Annotated in this window: 19 protein-coding genes and 2 tRNA genes; 8 read left to right on the top strand and 13 right to left on the bottom strand. The window is 68.2% G+C overall.

Going from position 1 to position 21,823, the window contains the following annotated elements:
• Positions 1 to 85: 85 nt before the first annotated feature.
• The 7 genes from FL625_RS08275 to FL625_RS08245 form a co-directional block, all read right to left on the bottom strand.
• Positions 86 to 1,300: an ABC transporter substrate-binding protein gene (locus tag FL625_RS08275; RefSeq protein WP_149588186.1), complete on the bottom strand. Its 1,215-nt coding sequence runs from the start codon at positions 1,298 to 1,300 to the stop codon at positions 86 to 88.
• A gap of 89 nt (positions 1,301 to 1,389) precedes the next feature.
• Positions 1,390 to 1,464 (bottom strand) — tRNA-Glu (locus tag FL625_RS08270).
• 43 nt (positions 1,465 to 1,507) lie between these two features.
• A complete protein-coding gene (locus tag FL625_RS08265) occupies positions 1,508 to 2,302 on the bottom strand; it encodes a lytic murein transglycosylase (protein WP_268815770.1) in 795 nt (264 codons plus the stop codon).
• Positions 2,303 to 2,413: 111 nt separating this feature from the next.
• Positions 2,414 to 2,488, bottom strand: a tRNA-Glu gene (locus tag FL625_RS08260).
• Positions 2,489 to 2,557: 69 nt separating this feature from the next.
• Complete coding sequence (gene recJ, locus FL625_RS08255) at positions 2,558 to 4,297, bottom strand: single-stranded-DNA-specific exonuclease RecJ (RefSeq protein WP_149588185.1); 1,740 nt, start codon at positions 4,295 to 4,297, stop codon at positions 2,558 to 2,560.
• Between the two features lie 157 nt (positions 4,298 to 4,454).
• The gene (locus tag FL625_RS08250) at positions 4,455 to 4,931 is read right to left on the bottom strand and encodes a c-type cytochrome (protein WP_149588184.1); all 477 of its coding nucleotides are present in this window, start codon (positions 4,929 to 4,931) and stop codon (positions 4,455 to 4,457) included.
• A 60-nt stretch (positions 4,932 to 4,991) separates the two neighbouring features.
• Positions 4,992 to 5,450 carry a cupin domain-containing protein gene (locus FL625_RS08245; protein WP_149588183.1) on the bottom strand — a complete coding sequence of 153 codons (459 nt, stop codon included), beginning with the start codon at positions 5,448 to 5,450 and terminating at the stop codon, positions 4,992 to 4,994.
• A 106-nt stretch (positions 5,451 to 5,556) separates the two neighbouring features.
• Here FL625_RS08245 and FL625_RS08240 point away from each other — a divergent pair, with 106 nt between their 5' ends.
• Positions 5,557 to 6,483, top strand: coding sequence for a LysR family transcriptional regulator (locus FL625_RS08240; protein WP_200833912.1), 927 nt, complete (start codon positions 5,557 to 5,559; stop codon positions 6,481 to 6,483).
• A 13-nt stretch (positions 6,484 to 6,496) separates the two neighbouring features.
• Here the strand turns inward: FL625_RS08240 and glpX are convergent, their stop codons facing one another.
• The 6 genes from glpX to FL625_RS08210 all read right to left on the bottom strand — a co-directional run bounded on the left by glpX (position 6,497) and on the right by FL625_RS08210 (position 12,384).
• On the bottom strand, positions 6,497 to 7,462 hold the full coding sequence (gene glpX, locus FL625_RS08235) for a class II fructose-bisphosphatase (RefSeq protein ID WP_149588182.1): 966 nt from the start codon (positions 7,460 to 7,462) through the stop codon (positions 6,497 to 6,499).
• A gap of 71 nt (positions 7,463 to 7,533) precedes the next feature.
• The gene (locus tag FL625_RS08230; RefSeq protein ID WP_149588181.1) at positions 7,534 to 8,823 is read right to left on the bottom strand and encodes a homoserine dehydrogenase; all 1,290 of its coding nucleotides are present in this window, start codon (positions 8,821 to 8,823) and stop codon (positions 7,534 to 7,536) included.
• A 64-nt stretch (positions 8,824 to 8,887) separates the two neighbouring features.
• Positions 8,888 to 9,124: a hypothetical protein gene (locus FL625_RS08225; RefSeq protein WP_149588180.1), complete on the bottom strand. Its 237-nt coding sequence runs from the start codon at positions 9,122 to 9,124 to the stop codon at positions 8,888 to 8,890.
• Positions 9,125 to 9,210: 86 nt separating this feature from the next.
• A complete protein-coding gene (locus tag FL625_RS08220; RefSeq protein WP_149588179.1) occupies positions 9,211 to 9,819 on the bottom strand; it encodes a TadE/TadG family type IV pilus assembly protein in 609 nt (202 codons plus the stop codon).
• A 4-nt stretch (positions 9,820 to 9,823) separates the two neighbouring features.
• Positions 9,824 to 10,369 (bottom strand): TadE/TadG family type IV pilus assembly protein, encoded by a 546-nt coding sequence (locus tag FL625_RS08215; RefSeq protein ID WP_149588178.1) that lies wholly within the window; start codon positions 10,367 to 10,369, stop codon positions 9,824 to 9,826.
• A complete protein-coding gene (locus FL625_RS08210; RefSeq protein WP_160147753.1) occupies positions 10,366 to 12,384 on the bottom strand; it encodes a TadE/TadG family type IV pilus assembly protein in 2,019 nt (672 codons plus the stop codon). The genes FL625_RS08215 and FL625_RS08210 overlap by 4 nt, the downstream gene beginning before the upstream one ends.
• Positions 12,385 to 12,736: 352 nt before the next feature.
• Here FL625_RS08210 and FL625_RS08205 point away from each other — a divergent pair, with 352 nt between their 5' ends.
• From FL625_RS08205 to FL625_RS08175, 7 genes are all read left to right on the top strand, one after another.
• A complete protein-coding gene (locus tag FL625_RS08205; RefSeq protein WP_149588176.1) occupies positions 12,737 to 14,167 on the top strand; it encodes a Glu/Leu/Phe/Val family dehydrogenase in 1,431 nt (476 codons plus the stop codon).
• 84 nt (positions 14,168 to 14,251) lie between these two features.
• Complete coding sequence (locus FL625_RS08200) at positions 14,252 to 15,274, top strand: glycosyltransferase (RefSeq protein ID WP_149588175.1); 1,023 nt, start codon at positions 14,252 to 14,254, stop codon at positions 15,272 to 15,274.
• A gap of 122 nt (positions 15,275 to 15,396) precedes the next feature.
• Positions 15,397 to 16,647: a sarcosine oxidase subunit beta family protein gene (locus FL625_RS08195; RefSeq protein WP_149588174.1), complete on the top strand. Its 1,251-nt coding sequence runs from the start codon at positions 15,397 to 15,399 to the stop codon at positions 16,645 to 16,647.
• 173 nt (positions 16,648 to 16,820) lie between these two features.
• Positions 16,821 to 17,084: a sarcosine oxidase subunit delta gene (locus FL625_RS08190; protein WP_149588173.1), complete on the top strand. Its 264-nt coding sequence runs from the start codon at positions 16,821 to 16,823 to the stop codon at positions 17,082 to 17,084.
• The gene (locus FL625_RS08185) at positions 17,081 to 19,990 is read left to right on the top strand and encodes a sarcosine oxidase subunit alpha family protein (protein WP_149588172.1); all 2,910 of its coding nucleotides are present in this window, start codon (positions 17,081 to 17,083) and stop codon (positions 19,988 to 19,990) included. Before FL625_RS08190 ends, FL625_RS08185 begins: the two co-directional genes overlap by 4 nt.
• Positions 19,983 to 20,528, top strand: a complete 546-nt coding sequence (locus FL625_RS08180; protein ID WP_160147752.1) for a sarcosine oxidase subunit gamma — start codon at positions 19,983 to 19,985, stop codon at positions 20,526 to 20,528. The genes FL625_RS08185 and FL625_RS08180 overlap by 8 nt, the downstream gene beginning before the upstream one ends.
• A 94-nt stretch (positions 20,529 to 20,622) precedes the next feature.
• Positions 20,623 to 21,810, top strand: a complete 1,188-nt coding sequence (locus FL625_RS08175) for a DegT/DnrJ/EryC1/StrS family aminotransferase (protein ID WP_149588170.1) — start codon at positions 20,623 to 20,625, stop codon at positions 21,808 to 21,810.
• The last annotated feature ends 13 nt before the right edge of the window (positions 21,811 to 21,823 follow it).

Below are 21,823 nucleotides of genomic sequence, written 5' to 3'. Positions count from 1 at the left end.
GGCGGGCAAGCGGGCGGCTCGTCCCGCGCCTGCGGCTTGTCCTCGCGCGGGCGACGACGCGCCAGAGGCGCAGGAGGAGCGGCCGTCAGTTGCCGACGTTCTCCGCCCAGCCCTTCTCCAGCGCCTCGAGCCAGTCGGCCTGCAATTCCGGCAGCGCGGCCTTGGCGAGGTCGGCGGCCGGCACGACCGAGGGATGTCCCTCGATCGCGGCGAAACCGGCCTGCACCTCGGGCGAGGTGCGCGCGACAACGATCGCGGGCGCGGCGCCCCAGACCTCGGTCTTGGCTTTCTCCAGCTGCGCCTCGCCGGACAGAAGCAGGTTCTGCACCACCATCGCCGCCGCCTTGCTCGGCGAGTTGAACGGGATCAGCGTGTAGTTGGTGTTGCCGATCGTCCCCGAGGCCAGCCCGAAGGAGCGCGTCGTCTGAGGCCAGGTCCCCGCCTGCACCGCCAGGCCGAACTGCGCGGGATCGTAGTTGAAGCTGAAATCCACCTCGCCATTGGCGAAAAGCTCGTTCAGCTGGGTGACCGTCGTCGGATAAGTCTGCCCCGCGCGCCAGAGGAAGGGCTCGATTTCGTTCAGGATCTCCCAGGTCCGGGCCGAGACCTCGTCGAAGGTGGCGGGATCGAAGGGGCCGATCAGGCGGTCGGGGCCGCCGGCGGCGTGGATGAAGACATGGCGCAGGAAGGCCGAGCCGGTGAAGTCGGGCGGCGCGGGATAGGTGAAGCGGCCGGGATGGGCGCGGATCCAGTCGAGAAGCGCGGCCATGTCGGCGGGCGGTTCGGGGACCACGGCGCTGTCATGGGCAAAGGCGAACTGGACGGTGTTCCAGGGCACCTCGCAGCCGTCCACCGGCACGCCGAAATCATTGGCGATGGCGGGATTGTCCCAATCGACCAGCGCATTGTTGGGCAGAAGCTCGGCATGGCCGCAGAAGGCGAGGCCCCCCTGCTTCATCGAGCGGAAGTTCTCGCCGTTGATCCAGATGAGATCGACGCTGCCCGCATCGGTGACGCCGGCCTCCTTCTCGGAGAGGATGAGGTTGACGATCTCGGCCGCGTCTGTGATCGGCACGCGGTTCAGGGTGATGTCGTGTTCGGCCTTCAGCCGGTCCGCGACATAGCCCGAGACATAGGCGTTGATCTGGTCCGACCCGCCCCACATGAACCAGTTGACGGTGCCGCCGCGGGCCTGGGCCTCGATCTCGTCCCAGGACATGGCCTTCAGCGCCTCGCCATCGGCGGTGTCGGCCAGGGCGGCGGACGAGAGCAGGAGAAGGGTGGTCAGGATGCGCAGCATCGGGGGCCTCGGGTTGCGGTGTCGCACGCATAAGAGCCGGGCCGGCCGGAAAATCCAGTCACATGGCCGTAGGCGGGTTGTAACGGAAGTGGCAGCCCGTAGGGGAGTCGAACCCCTCTTCCCAGGTTGAAAACCTGGTGTCCTAACCGATAGACGAACGGGCCACTGGCGCGCCAGATAGCCGCCGGCGCGGGGGAGTGCAAGGGGTCAGCCGTCGATCTGCGCGCCCATGATGGCAATGGCCTGCTGATAGACCTTGGCGGCGTTCCATTCCTTGATCACGGCAAAGTTCGGCTCGCCTTCCTGATAGCCCTGGCCGGGTTTCCAGCCCTTCTGGCGCAGGTAGTTGGCGGTGGTGGCCAGTGCGTCGGCCTGGTTGTACAGGTCCACCCGGCCGTCGCCGTTGCCGTCCACGCCATACTTGTAGGCATTGCCGGGCAGGAACTGGGTATGGCCAAGCTCGCCGTGCTTGGCCCCGATGGTCTTGGCCGAGATCATGCCCTTGTCCACCATCTTGAGCGCCCCGATCAGATGCGGGCGGAAGAAGTCGGAGCGGCGGCAATCGTAGGTCAGCGTGGCGATGGCCGAGACGACATTGGTGTCGCCCATGAAGCCGCCGAAGCCGGTCTCCATCCCGTGAATCGCGATCAGCACCCCGGCGGGCACGCCGTAGGCAGCTTCGAGGCTCTGGTAGAAGCCGGCGTTCTTGGCCTTGCGGCTGCGGCCCTGCTTGACGATCGTGTCGGCGCCGCGGACGCTCAGGAACTTGTCGAGGCTGTACTTGAAGCTTTTCTGGTTGCGGTCCGCCCCGATCGTGGCCTTGGAATAGGAGGTCGCCATCAGGGCGTCGATGCCGCGCTTGCCGACCCCCTCCGCCTTGGCCTCGGCCGCCATTTCGGCCTTCCAGGCCTCATATTCGCCGCCGGTGTCGCTGCACCGGGCAGCCTCGGCAGCGTAGGGCAGCGAAAATGTGATCAGGGCAATGGCAGTCAGGGAAAACAGCTTCACGTCGGGCACCTGTGCTGGTAATTTTTGGCAGTCTATTCAACGAGCCGAAACAATCAAGCACGCTGGCGTGATTGCCACTTCGCAGGGTCTGACATGTTGGTGATGTGGCAGCCCGTAGGGGAGTCGAACCCCTCTTCCCAGGTTGAAAACCTGGTGTCCTAACCGATAGACGAACGGGCCGCGCTGTCGGTGGGCGGTGTCTAAATCGGGCGCAGGGCTTCTGCAAGCGGAATCTTGCGGGTTTCCGTCTCAGGCAACCGCGGCGTCGTCGAGACGCAGTTGCACCCGGGTTCGGCCGTTCCAGTGGTTCAGCTCCAGCTTTCCGGCCAGGTGAAAGCGGCGGTGGCCGGGGTTTTCCAGTGCCGGGCCGAGCGGGCCGTCGAAGGCACCGAAGGCGATGGCGTCGAGCGCGGGGCCCGAGCCGTCGCTGACGCTGAGCTTCAGGTGGTTGTCGCCGATCCGGCGCGCGCTGACCTGGGCCGAGGCGAAGGCAAAGCGCGGAGCGGGGGCGGCGGCGCCGAAGGGGCCGGCGTTCTCGATCTCTTCCACCAGGGCCACGGTCGCGGCGGCGGTCATCAACAGGCTGTCGATCCGCAGGTCCCGCGGGCCGCCGGCGCCGGCCCCCTGGCGGGCGAGAAGCTCGGACAGACGCGCCATGGCGGGTTCGAGTTGCGCGCGCGTCAGCGAGAGGCCCGCGGCCATCTTGTGCCCGCCGCCCTTGACGATCATGCCTTCGGCCGCGAGCCGCTGGATCGCCGCGCCCAGATCGACACCGGGGACGGACCGGGCCGAGCCCTTGCCCTCGTCGCCCTCGAAGCCGATCACGACCGCGGGGCGGTTCGCGGCCTCTTTCAGCCGGGCGGCGACGATGCCGACGACGCCGGGGTGCCAGCCGTCAGCGGCCGCCCAGACGAGCGGTGCGTCGAGCCCGCGCGATTCGGCCTGGGCGAGGGCCTCGGCGCGGACGGCCTCGGTGATCTCGCGGCGGTCGGTGTTCAGCTGGTCGAGGAGGGCGGCCAGGCGGGCGGCCTCCATCTCGTCGGCGGTGGCCAGGAGCCGCGCGCCGAGGTCGGCCTGGCCGATCCGCCCGCCAGCGTTGACGCGCGGGCCGAGGAGGAAGCCGAGCGCGTAGGGAGTGGGAGCCTGGTCCATGCGGGCGACATCGGCCAGCGCGCGCAGGCCGGGGCGGTCGCGGCGGGCCATGACCTTGAGCCCCTGGCGCACGAAGGCGCGGTTGAGGCCGACCAGGGGTGCCACGTCCGCAACCGTCGCCAGCGCCACGAGGTCGAGCATCGCCATCAGGTCGGGACCCTGCCGGCCCGCGGCACGCAGGCGGCGGTTGGCCTCGACGAGGAGGAGGAAGACCACCCCGGCGGCGCAGAGATGGGCGAGGGTGCCGTCCTCGTCCTGGCGGTTGGGGTTCACCACGGCCAGCGCCCGGGGCAGCGTCTCCAGCGCGAGGTGGTGGTCGAGGATCACCACATCCGCCCCTTTCGCCGCCGCGACGGGCTCGTGACTGAGCGTGCCGCAATCGACGCAGAGGATCAGGTCGTGCGCGGCGGCGAGGCTGGTCATGGCGGGGACGTTGGGGCCGTAGCCCTCGTCGATGCGGTCGGGGATGTAAAGCGTCGCCTCGATCCCGAAGGCGCGAAGCCAGGTGAGAAGAAGCGCGGCCGAGGCGCCGCCGTCCACGTCGTAGTCGGCGAAGACGGCGATCCGGTCGCGCCGGTTCACCGCGCGCACGAGGCGGTCGGCGGCGGTGCCCATGTCCTTCAGGGACAGCGGGTCGGGCATCAGGTCGCGGAGCGTCGGAGAGAGGAAGGCCGGAGCGTCCTCGGGGGCCACGCCCCGGGCGGCGAGGATGCGGCAGAGGGGCAGGGGCAGGCTGGTTGTCTGGGCCATGCCCTCGGCCAGACGGTCGGCGGCCGGGTCGGGGCCGATCCAGCGGCGCCCGGTCAGCGAGGCGGTGACGTTCAGGAAGGCGGTCATGCGGCAAGGGGTGCCGGAAAGGGCGGCGCGGCGCAAGGGCGCTTTGGCTGCCCACGCGGGACAGCCAGGGTGCGTCCCTTGAAATCAGGTGGTTGGCCGTGGACATTTACCGCCCGGCAACCAGGATCGCCGCGCCGGTCCCGAGACCCCGCGCCGGTCAGGGCGCGGGCGGGACCACGCGCAACACGAAGTTGCCCGTCGCCTCGCCCGGGGCGAAGGGGCCGGGGACATCGTTCGCAACGGGCGACAGGGTCTTCAGGAAGGCGGCGATGTCGGAGGCGTCCCGGTCGGTCAGCGCCGCATAGTTCATCCAGGGCATCGCGGGGGCCAGCTGCCGGCCATCGGGGCGGACCCCGGTGCGGATGGCGGTGGCGATCTCGGCCTCGCTCCACCCGCCGAGGCCTGTCGGGTCGGGGGTCAGGTTCGGCCCGTGAAAGGTGCCGAGGCCGGGGATCTCGAACCCGACGTCGGACCCGCCGAGGAAGCGGGCCATGTCGGGCTGGCCGAGGAAATGGCCCGGCGTGTGGCAGTCGGTGCAGCCCATGACAGTCACGAGATAGCGGCCGTGGTCGATGTCCTGCGCCTGGGCGAGGGTGGGCAGCAGGGCGAAAAGCAGGGGGGAAAGGCGGGTCATTCGGGTCTCCGTGCAAAGGGGCGCCCGGGGAGGGCCGGGCGCCGGGGGAGCAAGGGGGGATCAGGCGGCCACGGCCGCGTCGAGGATGAAGCGCAGGTTGAACTGTTCGCCGATCCGACAGATGCGGTCCATGTCGGCGTCGGGCTCGCGCGCGGCGGCGGGGAAGAAACCCTCGAAACCGCCGGGGGTCACGATCACCATGAGCCGCCCCAGCGAGGCCCCGATGTTCTGAAAGCGATGCTCGGCGCCGCGGGGCACGCAGATCACCCCGCCCTCGGTCAGCTCGACCCGGGCGCCGTTGCACCAGAAGGCGAAGCGGCCTTCGAGAACGCGGAAGAATTCGTCTTCCTTTTCATGGACATGCAGGGGCGTGCCTTCGCCCGCGGGAACCTCGGATTCGAAACACCCGAGGTTCCCGCCGGTCTGGTCCGCGGAAATGCGGATGATGTGGCGCCCGAAGGCGAGGGCCTCGGCCCCTGCGCCGGGAAGGGAAAAGGCAGCCTGGTCGAAAGTGGTCATCTTCTGTCTCCTGATGAAATAACCGTTGCGAAATCGCTTTGCCGGGTGCGGTATAGGGCCAATCGACGGCCGGGATAAATCGCCCGGACCTTGCAGCATTGTCTGGATGATCGCACGAATGAAGACGGTGGATCCCCTGCACGGTCTGGCGGCCTTCCTGGCGGTGGCCGAGCATGAAAGCTTTACCGATGCGGCAGCGGCGCTGGGCCTGACCCGGGCGACGGTCAGCGCCCAGGTCGCCGATCTGGAGGCGCGGCTGGGGGTGCGGCTTCTGCACCGCTCGACGCGCAGCCTGCGGCTGACGCCCGCGGGTCTGGCCTATCGCGAGCGGCTGGCCGACCTGCCGGGCCGTGTGGTCGAGGCCGAGCGCGCCGCGCGGGCCGAGCAGACCGTGCCCGAGGGCCGGTTGCGCGTGACCGCGCCGCCCGATCTGGCGATGCGCTTCCTGGTGCCCTGGGTGGCCGAGTTCCTGGCCGGGCATCCGGGCATCTCGATCGAGATGGAACTGTCGAACGCTCCGCGCAACCTGATCGAAAGCCGGTTCGACCTGGCGATCCGGGGCACGCTGGTCGTGGAAGAGAACCTGATCACCCGCCCGATCGGCCAGTCGCGGCTGATCGCCTGCGCGCGGGCCGACTATCTGGCGCGGCGCGGGATCCCGCAGGCGCCGATGGATCTTGCGGACCATGACCTGCTGCACTTTTCCGGTCTCAGGCAAGGGCGCAGCTGGACCTTCCTGCGGCAGGCGGAGCGGGTGGACGTGCCGGTCACGCCCCGGCTGGAGCTGTCGGACGGCTGGGCGCTGCGCACCGCGGCGCTGGAGGGGGCGGGCGTGGTGCAGCTGCCGGCCTTCATCATCGGCCATGACCTGCGCGAGGGGCGGCTGACGCCGGTGCTGCCGGACTGGCAGGGCAGGCCGGTGCCGCTGCATGCCGTCTATCCCGACAACCGGCTGATCGCGGCGCGGGTCAAGACCTTCGTCGCCTTCCTGGCCGCCAGGGCAAAGGCCGAGGCAGACCTTCAGGCGGAGTGACCCGTGCCGCCGGTCACCGGACCGGGGTCTTGTAGGTCATCCGCCGGACCGAGCCGGTCTTGGAACGCATCAGGATCGTCTCGAGCGTCACCCAGCCCGGATCGCGCTTGATGCCGGCGAGGAGCGAGCCGTTCGTGACCCCGGTCGCTGCGAAGATCACGTCGGATTTCACCAGGTCGTCGCGGGTATAGACGCGGTCGAAGTTGGTGATGCCGGCCTTCCTGGCGCGGGCCTTCTCATCTTCGTTGCGGAACAGAAGCTTGCCGAAGAACTGCCCGCCCATGCATTTCAGCGCGGCGGCGGCGAGCACCCCTTCCGGCGCGCCGCCCGAGCCCATGTACATGTCGATGCCGGTGATGTCCGGCTCGGCGCAGTGCATGACGCCGGCCACGTCGCCGTCGGTGATCAGCCGGATCGCCGCGCCGGTGGAGCGGACCTCGGCGATCAGGTCCTCGTGCCGGGGACGGTCGAGGATGCAGACGGTTATGTGCTCGGTCGAGCAGCCCTTGGCGGCCGCGAGCGCCGAGACCCGTTCGGAGGGCGACATGGCCAGCGTCACCGTGCCGGGCTTGTGGCCGGGACCGATGGCGAGCTTGTCCATGTAGACGTCGGGGGCGTGCAGAAGCGTGCCTCGCGGGGCCATTGCGATCACGGTCAGGGCGTTCGGCATGTCCTTGGCGGTGAGCGTCGTGCCTTCCAGCGGGTCGAGCGCGATGTCCACTGCCGGGCCGTTGCCCGAGCCTACCTCCTCGCCGATGTAGAGCATCGGTGCTTCGTCGCGCTCGCCCTCGCCGATGACGACGACGCCCTTGATGTCGAGAAGGTTCAGCTGGTCGCGCATGGCGTTGACGGCGGCCTGGTCGGCGGCCTTCTCGTCGCCGCGGCCGATGAAGCGGGCCGAGGCGAGGGCGGCGGCCTCGGACACGCGGGCAAGGCCAAGGGACAGGAGCCGGTCCTGGAATTGCAGCTTGTCAGACATCTGGTCCCTCGCGCGTTTTTCCCCGTGTAGCCGGGGGTTTGCGGCGCGGCAAGCGTGGTGGCGCTAACGGGTCAGACTTCCTCGATGCGGATCGCCACGGGCTTGCCCACCAGGACCCCGGTCGCGGCGAAGCGGGTCATGGCGTGGGCCACGTCGTCGGGGGCGGCCTTGTGGGTGACGATCAGCACGGGGGCATTGGCGCCCTGATGGCCGTACTGGCGCATCTGGTCGATCGAGACGCCGGCATCGCCGAGGCAGGTGGCGATCTTGGCCAGGGCGCCGGGTTTGTCGAGCAGCGTCATGCGCAGGTAATAGGGCGCGGGCGTCGCGGCGCGGGCGGGTTGCGCGGCGGTCAGGCTGCTCGCAGGCTGGCCGAAGGTGGGCAGACGGAAGCCGCGCGCGATGTCGATGACATCGGCCATGACGGCCGAGGCGGTCGGCCCCATCCCGGCGCCGGGGCCGCGCAGGACGATCTGGCCCACGCTGTCGCCTTCGAGGACGACCATGTTGGTGCCGCCCTGCAACTGGCCCAAGGGGCTGTCGGCCGGCACGAGGCAGGGGGTCATGCGCTGTTCCAGCCCCCGGCCGGTCATCTGCGCCACGCCCAGCAGCTTGATGCGATAGCCCATGTCCTCGGCGAGCCGGATGTCGTCGATCGAGACATTGCCGATGCCTTCCAGTTCCACGGCGTCGAAGGCGACGCGGGTGCCGAAGGCGATGGCGGCGAGGAGCGACAGCTTGTGGCCCGCGTCGATTCCGCCCACGTCGAGATTCGGGTCCGCCTCGAGATAGCCAAGCTGGCGGGCTTCCTCGAACACGGTCTCGTAGGGCAGGTTCTCGGCCTGCATCCGGGTCAGGATATAGTTGCAGGAGCCGTTCATCACGCCCATCACCCGCTTGATGCGGTTGCCGGCGAGCCCCTCGGTCAGGGCCTTGATGACGGGGATGCCGCCCGCGACGGCGGCCTCGAACCGCAGGGCGAGGCCGGCGGCCTCGGCGGCTTCGGCCAGCGCCTGTCCGTGGTGAGCGAGAAGCGCCTTGTTGGCGGTGACGACATGCTTGCCTGCGGCAAGCGCGGCCTCGGTCGCGGCTTTCGCCGGACCTTCATGGCCGCCCATCACCTCGACGAAGACATCGATGTCGGGGCGGCGGGCCAGCGCCACGGGATCGGTTTCCCAGGCATAGCCGGACAGGTCGGCGTCGCGGTTCTTCGCGCGGTCGCGGGCGGAGACGGCGGTGATGACCACGGGACGGCCTGCGCGGGCGGCGATCAGGTCGGCATGGGCCTGGACGATCTTCACCACGCCGATGCCGACGGTTCCGAGACCGGCAAGGCCAAGGCGCAAGGGGGCAGCAGGCATCGGGGAACCTTCGGCAGTTGGGGCAGCTGTCTGTTAGCCGGAAGCCGGGCGGGGTGCAACGCCGTCACGATGCGGGCGGCGTGGCCTCGATCGCGGCGGCGCGCGCCTTGAGCCGGGCGGCCCGGGCGGAAAGTGCCGGGCCGGGATCTTCGGCGGTGACCTCAGCCTGACCGATCAGGCTCTCGATCGGCAGCAGCCGCGGCGGCGGCGCGGTGTCGGGGCCGAGAGCGTCAAGCTCGGGGAAAGGGGCGCAGGCGGCAAGCGCGCCGAGCACGGCAAGGCAAAGGGCAGGCGTTCGCATGGTCACCCCGGTGAAGTCCCGGCAAGATTAGCCGGGCTTACCGCCGGGGGAAAGCCGCTGCCGCTGTCCGCGGTTCGCGCCCAGGTTCAGTTGCAGGTCGTGGTGCCCTGGAGGCAGAGCCGGCGATGGCGTGGCTTGGTCACGATGAACTGGCCGTAGGTGGCGTCTTCGACGCCGACCATGAAACCCGCGATCGCGGTCTGCAACTGGGCCTTGAACTCCACCGACGTCTCGACCACGAACACGCTTTCCTGGTTGTTCAGGATGGGGATCTTGCTGGCCTTCCAGGACTGGATATCGGCCTCGGTCAGCGGCGGCACCTTGCCGCCCGGCGAGAAGGAGAACAGGAGCCGGTAGTTGCCATCGGTCGCCGTGCAGCCGCCGCCGCTCGCACCCTGACATTCGAGGCTGGTGATGCGTATCTTGACCGGGTGGCCGCCGGGCGTGAGGAAGTCCATCACGTTCTGCAAGCCGTTCGCGAAATCGGTCGAGATCGTGTCCCTCTGCCGCGACAGGAGGTCGGCGACGCCGTAGGCGGCCTTCTGGGTGACGTTGATCGTCCGGAACACGTCCCAGTAGATGAACATCGCCACCAGCGCCCAGACCACGAGCGGCAGCATCAGAAGGCCCTCGGCGAGGATCAGACCGTCCTCGTCGCGAAGGAAGCTGCGGAAACGGTGCTTGAGGCTTCTCATCACGTCACGCCCCCGGTTCGTTCACGAAGACGGAGGTCACGATCATCGCGACGGATCCGTCAGGCTGGGGCGGCATCTTCACGCTGACCGCCGAGGTCGGGAACATCGGCCATTCCTTCAGGCAGATGCGCAGCAGCATGATGTCGTTGTCGGTGCCGTAGGCGAATTCGTTTGCCGGCGGCTCGTCGGTGTTCACTTCGCTGGCCTTGTCAACGCAGGTGACCGGCGGCGCGGTCATCGCGAAGCTGGCGGTGTTGACCGGCTGCATCCAGATCCGCATCCGGTTCATGCAGGTCGTCAGGGAATCGGTCATGATCCCGCTTTCGCAGATCCGCTGCTTCAGGGTCTGATGCGTGACGTTGCGCAGGTCGCCCAGCCGGATCTGGCGGATGACCTCGTCCACGCCACGTTCGAACATGACATAACGCGCCATGTACATGCTGCTTTCGAACGAGGCGGTGAAGACCAGGAACACGATCGGGAACACGAACAGGAACTCGATCGTCGCCGTCCCGGACTCGTCTTTCAGGAAGCGACGGAAACTGGTCATTGCGTAAGCCTCAGTTCGGAGATCAGCACGGCGATCTGTTCGAAGGCGGCGTTCAGGTCGTCGGCGTTCTTGACCCAGTAGAAATAGCCGGTCCCGGGGGACGAGCAGTTCTGGATCGGGCCCGGGGTCACGTCGTCGCCCAACACGATACCGAAGATCTCGACGCCTGCGTTCTTGGCCGCGGTGCAGTTCTGGGCCAGCAGGGCGTCCATGTTGGCCGTGCCGTTCATCCAGTCGCCGACCATGGTGTTGTAGACGGTGTTGTAGTTGGTGGCGCCGGTGACGTTCGAGCGCATGAAGAGCTGCTCGATCACCCAGTCCACGGTGGCGTAGCGCCAGACTTCGGACCAGTCGAGGCGACGGACGACACCGCTGCCCGGCCATTGCGGCGCACCGCCGGTGGGCGCGATCCAGGCCCGCGGATCGCAGGCGCCGGCGACGTCGCCGCCAGTGTTGCCGTTGCCTTCCGGGCGGTTGGGGTCGGTTGTCCTGCGGACAGCGTTGGCCTTCAGGTGCGGCACGAAGAAGTTGCGCTTGACGGTAACGCCGTCGACGACCCGGTTCGCCAGCGACCAGCCTGAGCAGGAATTGACCGGACCGGGCGGGGTGGTGCCCGTCGGGTTGATCCCCGGCCGGGTGCCGCCGGTCAGGCCGATGCCGCTGTCGTTGAATTCGATCGCCATGCGGCCGTCGGTGCCGCGCCAGATGGGCGAAGGGCCGGACTTGTATGCGTCCCTGACGAACTTGCTGCTGACATGGGTCCCGTCGGTCATCAGGACGATGATCTTGCGGGTGTCATTGTCGTTGTTCGCCGCCGGCCGTCCCGCCATGGCGGGCTCGGGGACGATGTTGTCGTAGATCGGACGCGCGGATTCGTCGATCAGCGCGGTGGCCCAGCGCATGCCCGCGGCGATCGAGGTCGTCCCGCGCGGTCGGAACGAGTTGATCTGGGTCTTCAGCGCCGCGATGTTGGTCGTCGGCATGGCAAGCAGGTTCGACGCCCATTCATCGGCACCGGTGCTGGGGTTGTCGCCGTGATGGCAGGTGTAGCTGCCGTTGTTGATCTGCGGCTCCACCGCGGCGGTGTAGCCGAGGTTGACTATGCCGCCGTTGGCACCGTTGGTATTTGTCGCTCCCGGCAGCGTGATGGTCCCCACACCCGGTGCGCTGCCCTGGGTATGCGCCACGGCCTGCATCGGGATCGCGCTGGTGCGCGAAAGCGCCATCGTGCCGTAGGTGCTTTCCGGGATCTCGAAGCAGTTCGTCTTCGGCACGCCCTGGTTGGCCATGCCATCCCACGAGGAGAGATGCGACACGGTGAACTGGCTGCGCAGGTTCGCCGGGATGTTCACGCTGGACGAATAGGGCACCATCCCGATCGAGATCAGGTTGTTGGGATCCTTCGGCACCGTGTAGTTGCCACCGGCATCCTTGCTGTACTTGAGGATGGTCAGGAAGTTCGACGCCGCCTGTTTCAGCGCGGCGATCTTGGTGGTGGACCCGGACGCTTCGTTCATCGAGCCGGTGATGTCGAGCGCCATCATCACCTCGATCTTCGACACGCCCTGCTGGGCGGCTGACTTCACCGGCATGGTGAAGTAGGGCACGTCCAGCATGTGCATGAAATGGTTGTAGGACCTTACCTGCCCGACGGCCTTCGCCTCGCGGGAACTGGCGGTCGAGGTGCCGGTGAAGGTCGGGGTGCCGTAATCGACCATGAACTCGTCGTCGAGGCCGGCCACGTTGTACCAGCTCTGGCCCACGGTGATCGGGGTCTGGTCGGGCGGCAGCGAGACGTTCGCCGCGGCGAGCACCGCACGGTCGAAGGTCTGTTGGTAGGTGACGCGCCGCATCTCGGCGCGCATCACGTCGACGGCGATGCCGCCGACGAGCAGCATCATCACGAAGATCATCAGGACGAAGATCGCGATCGCGCCGCCTTCGTCGGTCCGGAAGGCCGTGACCTTGCGACGGAAGCGTGAGGAAACGGATAGCTTGGCAGCTTTGTCAAACATGGCACGATCCATAAGCAGCAATTGCCCGCCAAATACCGACGGAACCCCAAGCGTCGAGTTAGGCATAACTTCTGGCAGAAGTAAGGCAAATCCTGAGACTCCTCGCCGTGTTCGCCCTAATCCGGAAACAATTTGCCCCAAAGACCGCGGTTGACGACCGAGCGTGGAAACTTCGCCCGTCGTAAACCGTTCGGCAACACTTTGCCGGATGCCCGATTCGCAGGCAGTTGGGCTGGAACCCGCCGAGATCGGCCGGCGGCGAAAATCCGCTTCCGGGGTTCCCTCGGCCCCCTGTCGCCGGCTAGTCTCGCCGCGCCGGCGCCCCAGGCGCGGCCTGTCAGGGAGGGCCAGAATGCAGCAGACGAAAGAGCCGAGTTTCCGCGAATCCGTTGACCTGATGTTCAACCGCGCGGCAAAGCTGATGGACCTGAGCCCGGGTCTGGAGCAGAAGATCAGGGTGTGCAACTCGACCTACACGGTGCGGTTCGGGGTCCGCCTGCGCGGGAAGATCGAGACCTTCACCGGCTATCGCAGCGTCCATTCGGAACACATGGAGCCGGTCAAGGGCGGCATCCGCTATGCCCTCTCGGTCAGTCAGGACGAGGTCGAGGCGCTGGCGGCACTGATGACCTACAAATGCGCGCTGGTGGAGACGCCGTTCGGCGGGTCGAAGGGCGGACTGTGCATCGACCCGCGCCAATGGGACGAGCACGAGCTGGAACAGATCACCCGCCGCTTCGCCTACGAGCTGATCAAGCGCGACCTGATCCATCCGGCGCAGAACGTTCCCGCCCCCGACATGGGCACGGGCGAGCGCGAGATGGCCTGGATCGCCGACCAGTATGCGCGGATGAACACCACCGACATCAACGCCAAGGCCTGCGTGACGGGCAAACCCCCGCATGCCGGCGGCATCCAGGGCCGGGTCGAGGCGACGGGCCGGGGAGTGCAATATGCCCTGCGCGAGTTCTTCCGCCACAAGGAGGACATGGCCAGGGCCGGGCTGACCGGCGGCCTTGATGGCAAGCGCGTGATCGTGCAGGGCCTTGGCAACGTGGGATATCACGCGGCCAAGTTCCTGTCCGAGGAGGACGGGTGCAAGGTCATCGCGGTGATCGAGCGCGACGGGGCGCTGCTGGATCCCAAGGGGCTGAACATCGAGGACGTCCGACAGTGGATGAACCGCCACGGGGGCCTTGTCGGCTATCCGAACGCGACCCATGTCGCGGATGGCGCGCCGGTGCTGGAGGAAGCCTGCGACATCCTGATCCCGGCGGCGATGGAGGGTGTCATCAACCTGGGCAATGCCGAGCGGATCCGGGCGCCGCTGATCGTCGAGGCGGCGAACGGCCCGGTGACGTTCGGCGCCGACGAGATCCTGCGCCGCAAGGGCTGCGTCATCATCCCTGACATGTATGCCAATGCGGGCGGCGTGACCGTTTCCTATTTCGAATGGGTCAAGAACCTGTCCCACATCCGATTCGGCCGGATGCAGCGCCGCGCGGAAGAGGCGCGCAGCCGTCTTCTGGTCGAGGAACTGGAGCGTCTGAGCGCCGACAAGGGCCTGGGCTGGACGCTGGCGGAGGATTTCAAGGAACGGTTCCTGACCGGCTCGGACGAGCTGGCGCTGGTGCGCTCCGGCCTCGACGACACGATGCGCACGGCCTACCAGGCGATGCGCGAGGTCTGGCACAGCCGGCAGGACGTGGAGGACCTGCGGGTCGCGGCCTATATCGTGTCGATCGGGCGGGTGGCGCAGACCTATCGGTCCAAGGGTCTTTGACCGCGATGCGTCAGGCCGGGCTTGCGCGGCCCGGCCGCAGCGTGAAGAGTGCGGGCCAGTCGTGGCTTCGGGGACCATCGTTCGGTGCAGGACAAATCCAGGCGGGAAAGGGCCGAGGCGGCCGTCGTGGTCTGTTCCGATGCGACCTGGGCCTGGCAGGGCGCCTATGTGCTGGCCCGGTCGATGGCGCTGGACCGGTCGGGCCGGCTGGACCACCATGCCTATCTGGTGGGCGAGGTGCCCGAGGGGCTTCTGTCGGTCTATCCCGAAGGCGTGACGGTCCACCACCTGACGGAATATCCGCGCGCATTCCACTATGACGCGACCGCGCATGTGCCTGCCGCGACGATGCTGCGGCTGTTCGCGCTCGAGGACCTGGCGCCCGCCTACCGCCGGGTGATCTATCTGGACGGCGATGTCTATCAGGCCTGGGGCTCGCTGGCCGATCTGCTGGACCTGCCCGAGACCGGCCGGCCGCTGGCGGCGGTGCGCAACCGGTCGCACTGGCCGGACAGGGGGCGGCTGCACCAGCTGCGGGCCTATGTCGCGGCCCTGCATCCCGGGATCGGCGCCGATTACTTCAACGCCGGGGTGCTGGTGGTGAACGGGCCCGTCTGGGCCGAAGGCGCCCTGTCGGCCGCCGCGCTGGATTTCTTCGTCCGGAATCCGGGGCTTTGCCGCTTTGGCGACCAGTCGGCGCTGAACGCGGTCGTGGCGGGCAACTGGGACAGCCTGTCGCCCGGCTGGAACTGGCAGATCTCGCAGAACAGCTATCTGATGCTGCAGGGGCGGCGACCGCGGCTGGTGCATTTCACCGGGCCGATCAAGCCCTGGACCGACCGTCTGCGGCTTCATGACCCCGAGATCTACCGGGACATGAAGCGCTTCCTGCGCGACCGGGGGCAGTCGCATCTCCTGGACGCCGGGGCCGGGCCTGACGGCTTCACGCTGGACATGGAGCGGCGGCGGATGCGGGCGCTGGCCCATCTGGCCGACGATCCGTTGGGCAAGCGCGAGGTGGTGAAGCTGTTCCTGGATGCCCCGGCGCATGTCGATCTGGCGGCCGGGATCGCGGCCTATGACGTGGGGGCGGCCGGGTCGGACTGAGCCATGGCGACGGGGCCGAGACCGTCTCCGACATGTGATGTCGCGGATGACCAAGGAAATTGCGGCGCGGGCTTGAATATGCCGGCGGTTCCGGTTTGATGACCGGGACAGGAGGCAGAGCGATGCGCTATTCCGGGCTGAGGGTCATCACCGAGGGGCTGTTCGGCAACAGGGGCTGGACGCCCGCCTGGCGCGAGCCGTCACCCAAGGCCGAATACGACGTGGTCATCATCGGCGGCGGCGGGCATGGGCTTTCGACGGCCTATTACCTGGCGAAGAACCACGGCATCACCAACGTCGCGGTGCTGGAGAAGGGCTATCTCGGCGGCGGGAACGTGGGGCGGAACACGACCATCGTGCGGGCCAACTATTTCCTGCCGGGCAACAGCGAGTTCTACAGCCATTCGCTGAAGCTGTGGGAGGGGCTGGAGGCCGAGCTGAACTACAACGTGATGCATTCGCAGCGCGGCCTCATCAACCTGTTCCATTCCGACGGGCAGCGCGACGCCTTCGTGCGGCGTGGCAATGCGATGATCAATCAGGGCGACGATGCGATCCTGCTGGACCGCGAGGGGGTGCGGGAGCATCTGCCCTATCTCGATTTCGGCAACACGCGGTTCCCGATCTATGGCGGGCTTCTGCACCCGCGCGGAGGGTCAGCCCGGCATGACGCGGTGGCCTGGGGCTATGCGCGGGGGGCGGACCGGCGGGGCGTGGACCTGATCCAGAACTGCGAGGTCACGGGCATCGACATCGAGAACGGGGTGGTGAAGGGCGTGCAGACCACGCGCGGCGCGATCCGGGCGAAAAAGGTCGGGATCGTGGTGGCGGGGCGGTCGAGCCAGGTCGCGGCGATGGCCGGGATGCGCTTGCCGATCGAGAGCCACATCCTGCAGGCCTTCGTCACCGAGGGGCTGAAGCCGGTCATCAACCATGTCGTCAGCTTCGGCATGGGGCATTTCTACATCAGCCAGTCGGACAAGGGGGGGCTCGTGTTCGGGGGCGACCTGGATTTCTATGCAAGCTACGCCGCGCGGGGGAACCTGCCGATGGTCGAGCATGTGATGGAAGCGGGCATGACGCTGATGCCGATGATCGGGCGGGCCAAGGTCTTGCGGTCCTGGGGCGGGATCATGGACATGACGCCGGACGGGTCCCCGATCATCGACAAGACGCATGTCGAGGGGCTGTTCATCGACTGCGGCTGGAACTACGGCGGGTTCAAGGCGGTGCCGGCCAGTGGCTGGTGCATGGCGCATCTGATGGCCACGGGCGAGCCGCATGAGGTGGCGCGGAAGTTCCGGCTGGACAGGTTCGCGACCGGGCATCTTCTGGACGAAGAAGGCACCGGGTCGCAGCACAATTTGCATTGAGGGCGGGTGATGCGTGATCAGACGGCAGCCCCCCACCCCCATCCCCTCCCCATCTGGGGGAGGGGAGGCGCGTGGCATCGGGCGTCCGCGGGATCGGGTGCGCTGCGCCTGGCCGAGAGGGCGGATGCCTCCGGCGGGGATATTTTCGGACAGATGAAAGCGGGGGCCGGATCATGCGGCTGACATGTCCCTTGTGCGGCGAGCGGGACCGGCGGGAGTTCTACTACTACGGGGCGGAGGATTACCTGCGCCGGCCGGCGGAGGGCGCGCCCCTGGCGGAGTGGGATAACTACCTGCACCTGCGGGACAATCCGGCGGGTGTGACGAAGGACCTCTGGTATCACGAGGCGGGCTGTGCGCAGTGGCTGGTCGTCACGCGAAACACGGTGACGCATGAGATATCCGGCGTGGAACTGGTGGCGGAGCGGAAGGCATGAGGATCGACGGCAAGGGGCTGATCGACCGGACGAAGCCGGTCCGTTTCCGCTTCGACGGGAAGGATTACGCGGGCTACAAGGGGGATACGCTTGCCTCGGCGCTTCTGGCCAATGACGTGCGGCTGGTCGGGCGGTCGTTCAAGTATCACCGGCCGCGCGGCGTGCTGACCGCCGGGTCGGAGGAGCCGAATGCTCTGGTCGAGGTCGTGGGGCCGACGAACCAGACGCCGAACGTGCGCGCGACGATGCAGGAGGTGTTCGAGGGGCTGGTGGCGCAGTCGCAGAACCGGCTGGGGTCGCTGCGCTTCGACCTGCTGGCGGTGAACGATTACCTCGCGCCCTTCCTGTCGGCGGGGTTCTACTACAAGACCTTCATGTGGCCGCGCGTCTTCTGGGAAGGGCTTTACGAGCCGCTGATCCGCCGGGCGGCGGGGCTGGGGAGCCTGTCGGGCCGGCACGACGAGGGCACCTACGAGAAGGCCTTTGCCTTCTGCGACGTGCTGGTGATCGGCTCGGGTCCCTCGGGCCTGATGGCGGCGCTGACGGCGGGGCGGGCGGGCGCGGATGTGATCCTGTGCGAGGAAAGCCATGCATTCGGCGGGCGGCTGCTGTCGGACGGGGGCGTGATCGGGGGAGTGCCGGCGGGCGAGTGGCTGGCGCAGATCCTGGCCGAGCTGGAGGCCTTGCCGAACGTGCGGCTGATGCTGCGGACCACGGTCACCGGGGCCTATGACCACGGCACCTATGGCGCGCTGGAGCGGGTGGGGCTGCACAAGCCGGCGCGGCCGAACCTGCCGCGCGAATGTTTCTGGCGGATCGTGGCGAAGCATGCGGTCCTCGCCGCGGGCGCGCTGGAGCGCCCGGTCGCCTTCCCCGACAACGACCGGCCGGGGATCATGCTGGCCTCGGCCGTGCGCACCTATCTGAACCGCTATGGCGTCAGTCCCGGCAAGCGGGTGACCCTGTTCGCCAACACCGACCAGGCCCGGGCCGTGGCACGCGAGCTGATGGCGGCGGGGGTGACGGTGGCGGCGATCATCGACCCCAGGCCCGATGCCTCGGCGGTGGAGGACTGCCCGGTGCATCTGGGCGCCGAGGTGGTGGGCAGCTGGGGGCGGCTGGGGCTGGCCGGCATCCAGGTGCGCAAGGGCGGGGATGTCCTGCAGATCGAGACGGACTGCCTTGCCATGTCGGGCGGCTGGAACCCGACGCTGCATCTGACCTGCCACATGAACGGGAGGCCCCGCTGGAGCGAGGAGCTGGCGGCCTTCGTGCCGATGGAGGGGGCGGTGCCCGGACTGGTCGCGGTGGGGGCGGCGAACGGGTCGATGTCCACCTATGGGGCGCTGACGACGGGCCACGCGGCGGCGCAGAAGATCGTCGCCGCGCTGGGCCGCAAGGTGCAGATCGAGGTGCCGCAGGCCGAGGACGCGCCCTATGCGGTCCGCGCGCTCTGGGCGGTGGAGGGCAAGGGGCGGGCCTGGCTCGACTTTGCCAATGACGTGACGACCAAGGACGTGAAGCTGGCAGCGCAGGAAGGCTTCCGGTCGGTCGAGCACATGAAGCGCTATACCACCCAGGGCATGGCGCCGGACCAGGGCAAGAACTCGAACGTGGCGGCGCTGGCGGTGCTGGCGGATGCGACCGGGCGGGGGATTGCCGAGACCGGGACCACGACCTTCCGCCCGCCCTACACGCCGGTGTCGATCGCCGCGATGGGGGCGGGGGGCCGGGCCGAGGGCTTCGCGCCGCAACGCTTCCTGACCTCCGACCAGGCGAGCCGCGACCGGCATGCGCCGATGATCGAGGCGGGGCTCTGGTACCGGCCGTCCTATTTCCCGAAACCGGGCGAGACCACCTGGCGCGAGGCCTGCGACCGCGAGGTCGCGATGGTGCGCGAGGCGGTGGGGGTGGCCGATGTCTCGACGCTGGGCAAGATCGACATCCAGGGGAAGGACGCCGGAAGGTTCCTCGACTTCGTCTATACGAACACCTTCTCGACCCTGCCGGTGGGCCGCGTCCGTTACGGGCTGATGCTGCGCGAGGACGGGCATGTGCTGGACGATGGGACCAGCGCCCGGCTTGGCGAGGATCATTACCTGATGACCACGACCACCGCCGCGGCGGGACTGGTGATGCGGCATCTGGATTTCGTGCATCAGGCCTTCTGTGCCGACTGGCAGGTGCGCTTCATCAGCGTCACCGAAAGCTGGGCGCAGTTCGCCGTGGCCGGACCGAAGGCGCGGGCGCTGGTGCAGTCCTTCCTGGAAGAGCCGGTCGATCTGCCCTTCATGGGGGTGGCACCCGTCCGCGTCGGCGGGGTGGAGGGGCGGCTCTTCCGCATCTCGTTCAGCGGCGAGGAGGGCTATGAGCTGGCTGTGCCCACCCGCTATGGCGAGGCGCTGTTCCGCGATCTGGTCGCGCGAGCCGAGACCATGGGCGGCGGACCCTACGGGATGGAGGCGCTGAACGTGCTGCGGATCGAGAAGGGCTTCATCACCCATGCCGAGATCCACGGCCGCGTCACCGCGCATGACATCGGCATGGAGAAGATGGTCAGCGCGAAGAAGGACTGCATCGGCAAGGCGGCGGCGACGCGGCCCGGCCTCTGGGGGCCGGAGCGCGAGCAACTGGTGGGCCTGAAGGCCGGCGCCCCGATCAGTGCGGGCGCGCATCTCTTCGTGCCGGGGACCGAGATCCACCGCGAGACCGACCAGGGCTATGTCACCAGCGTCTGCTGGTCGCCCACGCTCGGGGCCTGGCTCGGGCTGGGCTTCCTGAAGGACGGCCGCGCCCGGCATGGCGAAAAGGTGCGGCTGGTCGATCACCTGCGGGGCCTCGACGTGATCTGCGAGGTCTGTTCCCCCGTGTTCCACGATCCGGAAGGGGAGAAGCTGCGTGCCTGAACTGATCGCGAAATCCGCCCTGGAAGGGCGTTCCCTGACGCTTGGCGGCGTGACCCTGGCCGAGGTGGAGGTCGGGCCGATCACCTCGGTCGCGCTGTTTCCCGGCGGGGCGAAGCTGGCGGCGAAGGGGTTGAAGACGCTGGGACTGGCCATGCCCGCGCCGAACACCTTTGTCGAGAAGAAGGGGATGCGGATCGTCTGGACCGGGCGCGAGCAGGCCTTCCTGATCGGCGTCGCCCCGCCCGCGATCGAGGGTGTGGCCGTGACCGACCAGACCGACGGCTGGACGGTCCTGTCGCTGGCCGGCGCTGCCTCGGTCGAGGTGCTGGCGCGGCTGGTGCCGGTCGATCTGCGGCTGCCGGTCTGCCCGGTGGGCACCGCGCTGCGCACACAGGTGAATCACATGAACGCGGTGATCCTGCGCACGGGGGACCATGCCTTCGAGATCCTGGTGTTCCGGTCCATGGCCCGCACCGCCTGGCACGAGCTGGAGACCACAGTATCCATGGTCGCGGCCCGGGCGGGACTGAAAATCTAGGCGGAAAGCCGCAGGCCCCGGTTTTTGTCACTGGCGTGTGATCGAAGGCGGGTTTAAACCTTTTCTTAATGCGCGATTAAGAAAAGGTGCACGAATGGCCCCCGACGGTCAGACCATCGCCCCCAATGTCTATGACGCCGAGCCGATCCCCGAGGCCGCGCGGGCCGAGATCGACCGGCTGCTGAGTTCGGGCGATCTGTTCCGCTATACCGCGCCCTCGGACGCTCCGGTCGCGCTTCTGGAACAGGAGTTCGCGGCGCTTCTGGGCGCGCGCTATGCGCTGGCGGTGTCGTCCTGTTCCGCCGCGCTGTTCCTGTCCTTGAAGGCGCTGGACCTGCCGCGGGGCGCCAGGGTGCTGATCCCGGCCTTCACCTTCGCGGCTGTCCCGTCCAGCGTGGTGCATGCCGATTGCGTGCCGGTGCTGGTCGAGGTGGGTGACAACTACCGCGTGGACATGGCGGATTTCGCCGCCAAGCTGCCGGGCGCGGATGCGGTGATGATCAGCCACATGCGCGGCCATACCTCGGACATGGACGCGATCATGGCCCTTTGCGATGCGGCGGGCGTGCCGGTGATCGAGGACGCGGCGCATTCCTTGGGCACGGTCTGGGGCGGGCGCAACATCGGCACGATCGGCAAGGTGGGCTGTTTCAGCTTCCAGTCCTACAAGCTGGTGAACGCGGGCGAGGGCGGGATCCTGATCACCGACGATCCCGAGATCGCGGCCAAGGCGATCATCATGTCGGGCGCCTACGAGACCAACTGGAAGAAGCATCCCGGCCTGACCAATTCCTGCGCGCACTGGCAGAACAGGTTGCCGCTCTACAATCTGCGCATGCAGAACCTGTCGGCGGCGGTGATCCGGCCGCAATTGCCGCTGGTGGCCGAGCGGGTGGCCAAGGGCCGCGCCGGGCATGACCGGGTGGCGGCGCAGTTGAACCTGTCGGCGCATCTGGCGGTGCCCGAGGCCCTGGGACCGGAGGAGCGCGCGCCGGATTCGATCCAGTTCAACCTGGTCGGCGGCTGGACCGACCGCGAGGCGGTGGAGTTCCAGGCCGCGGCAAAGGCGCGCGGCGTCGGCGTGCAGGTCTTCGGGTTGAGCGAGGGCAATGCGCGGGCCTTCTGGAACTGGCAGTTCCTGGGCGAGGTGCCGGACCTGCCCAGGACTCGCGCCATGCTGATGCGGGCCTGCGACGTGCGCCTGCCGACCCGGCTGACCGAGGCCGAGCTGGACTTCATCGCCCGGGCGATCGTCGAGGCGGCCGCCGAAGTGCGCGGCTGATCCGGCCGGGCGC

This window comes from Tabrizicola flagellatus, from assembly GCF_008271465.1.
In the GTDB taxonomy this organism is placed as follows: domain Bacteria; phylum Pseudomonadota; class Alphaproteobacteria; order Rhodobacterales; family Rhodobacteraceae; genus Tabrizicola; species Tabrizicola flagellata.
This window is presented reverse-complemented; position numbering and strand designations above follow the sequence as displayed.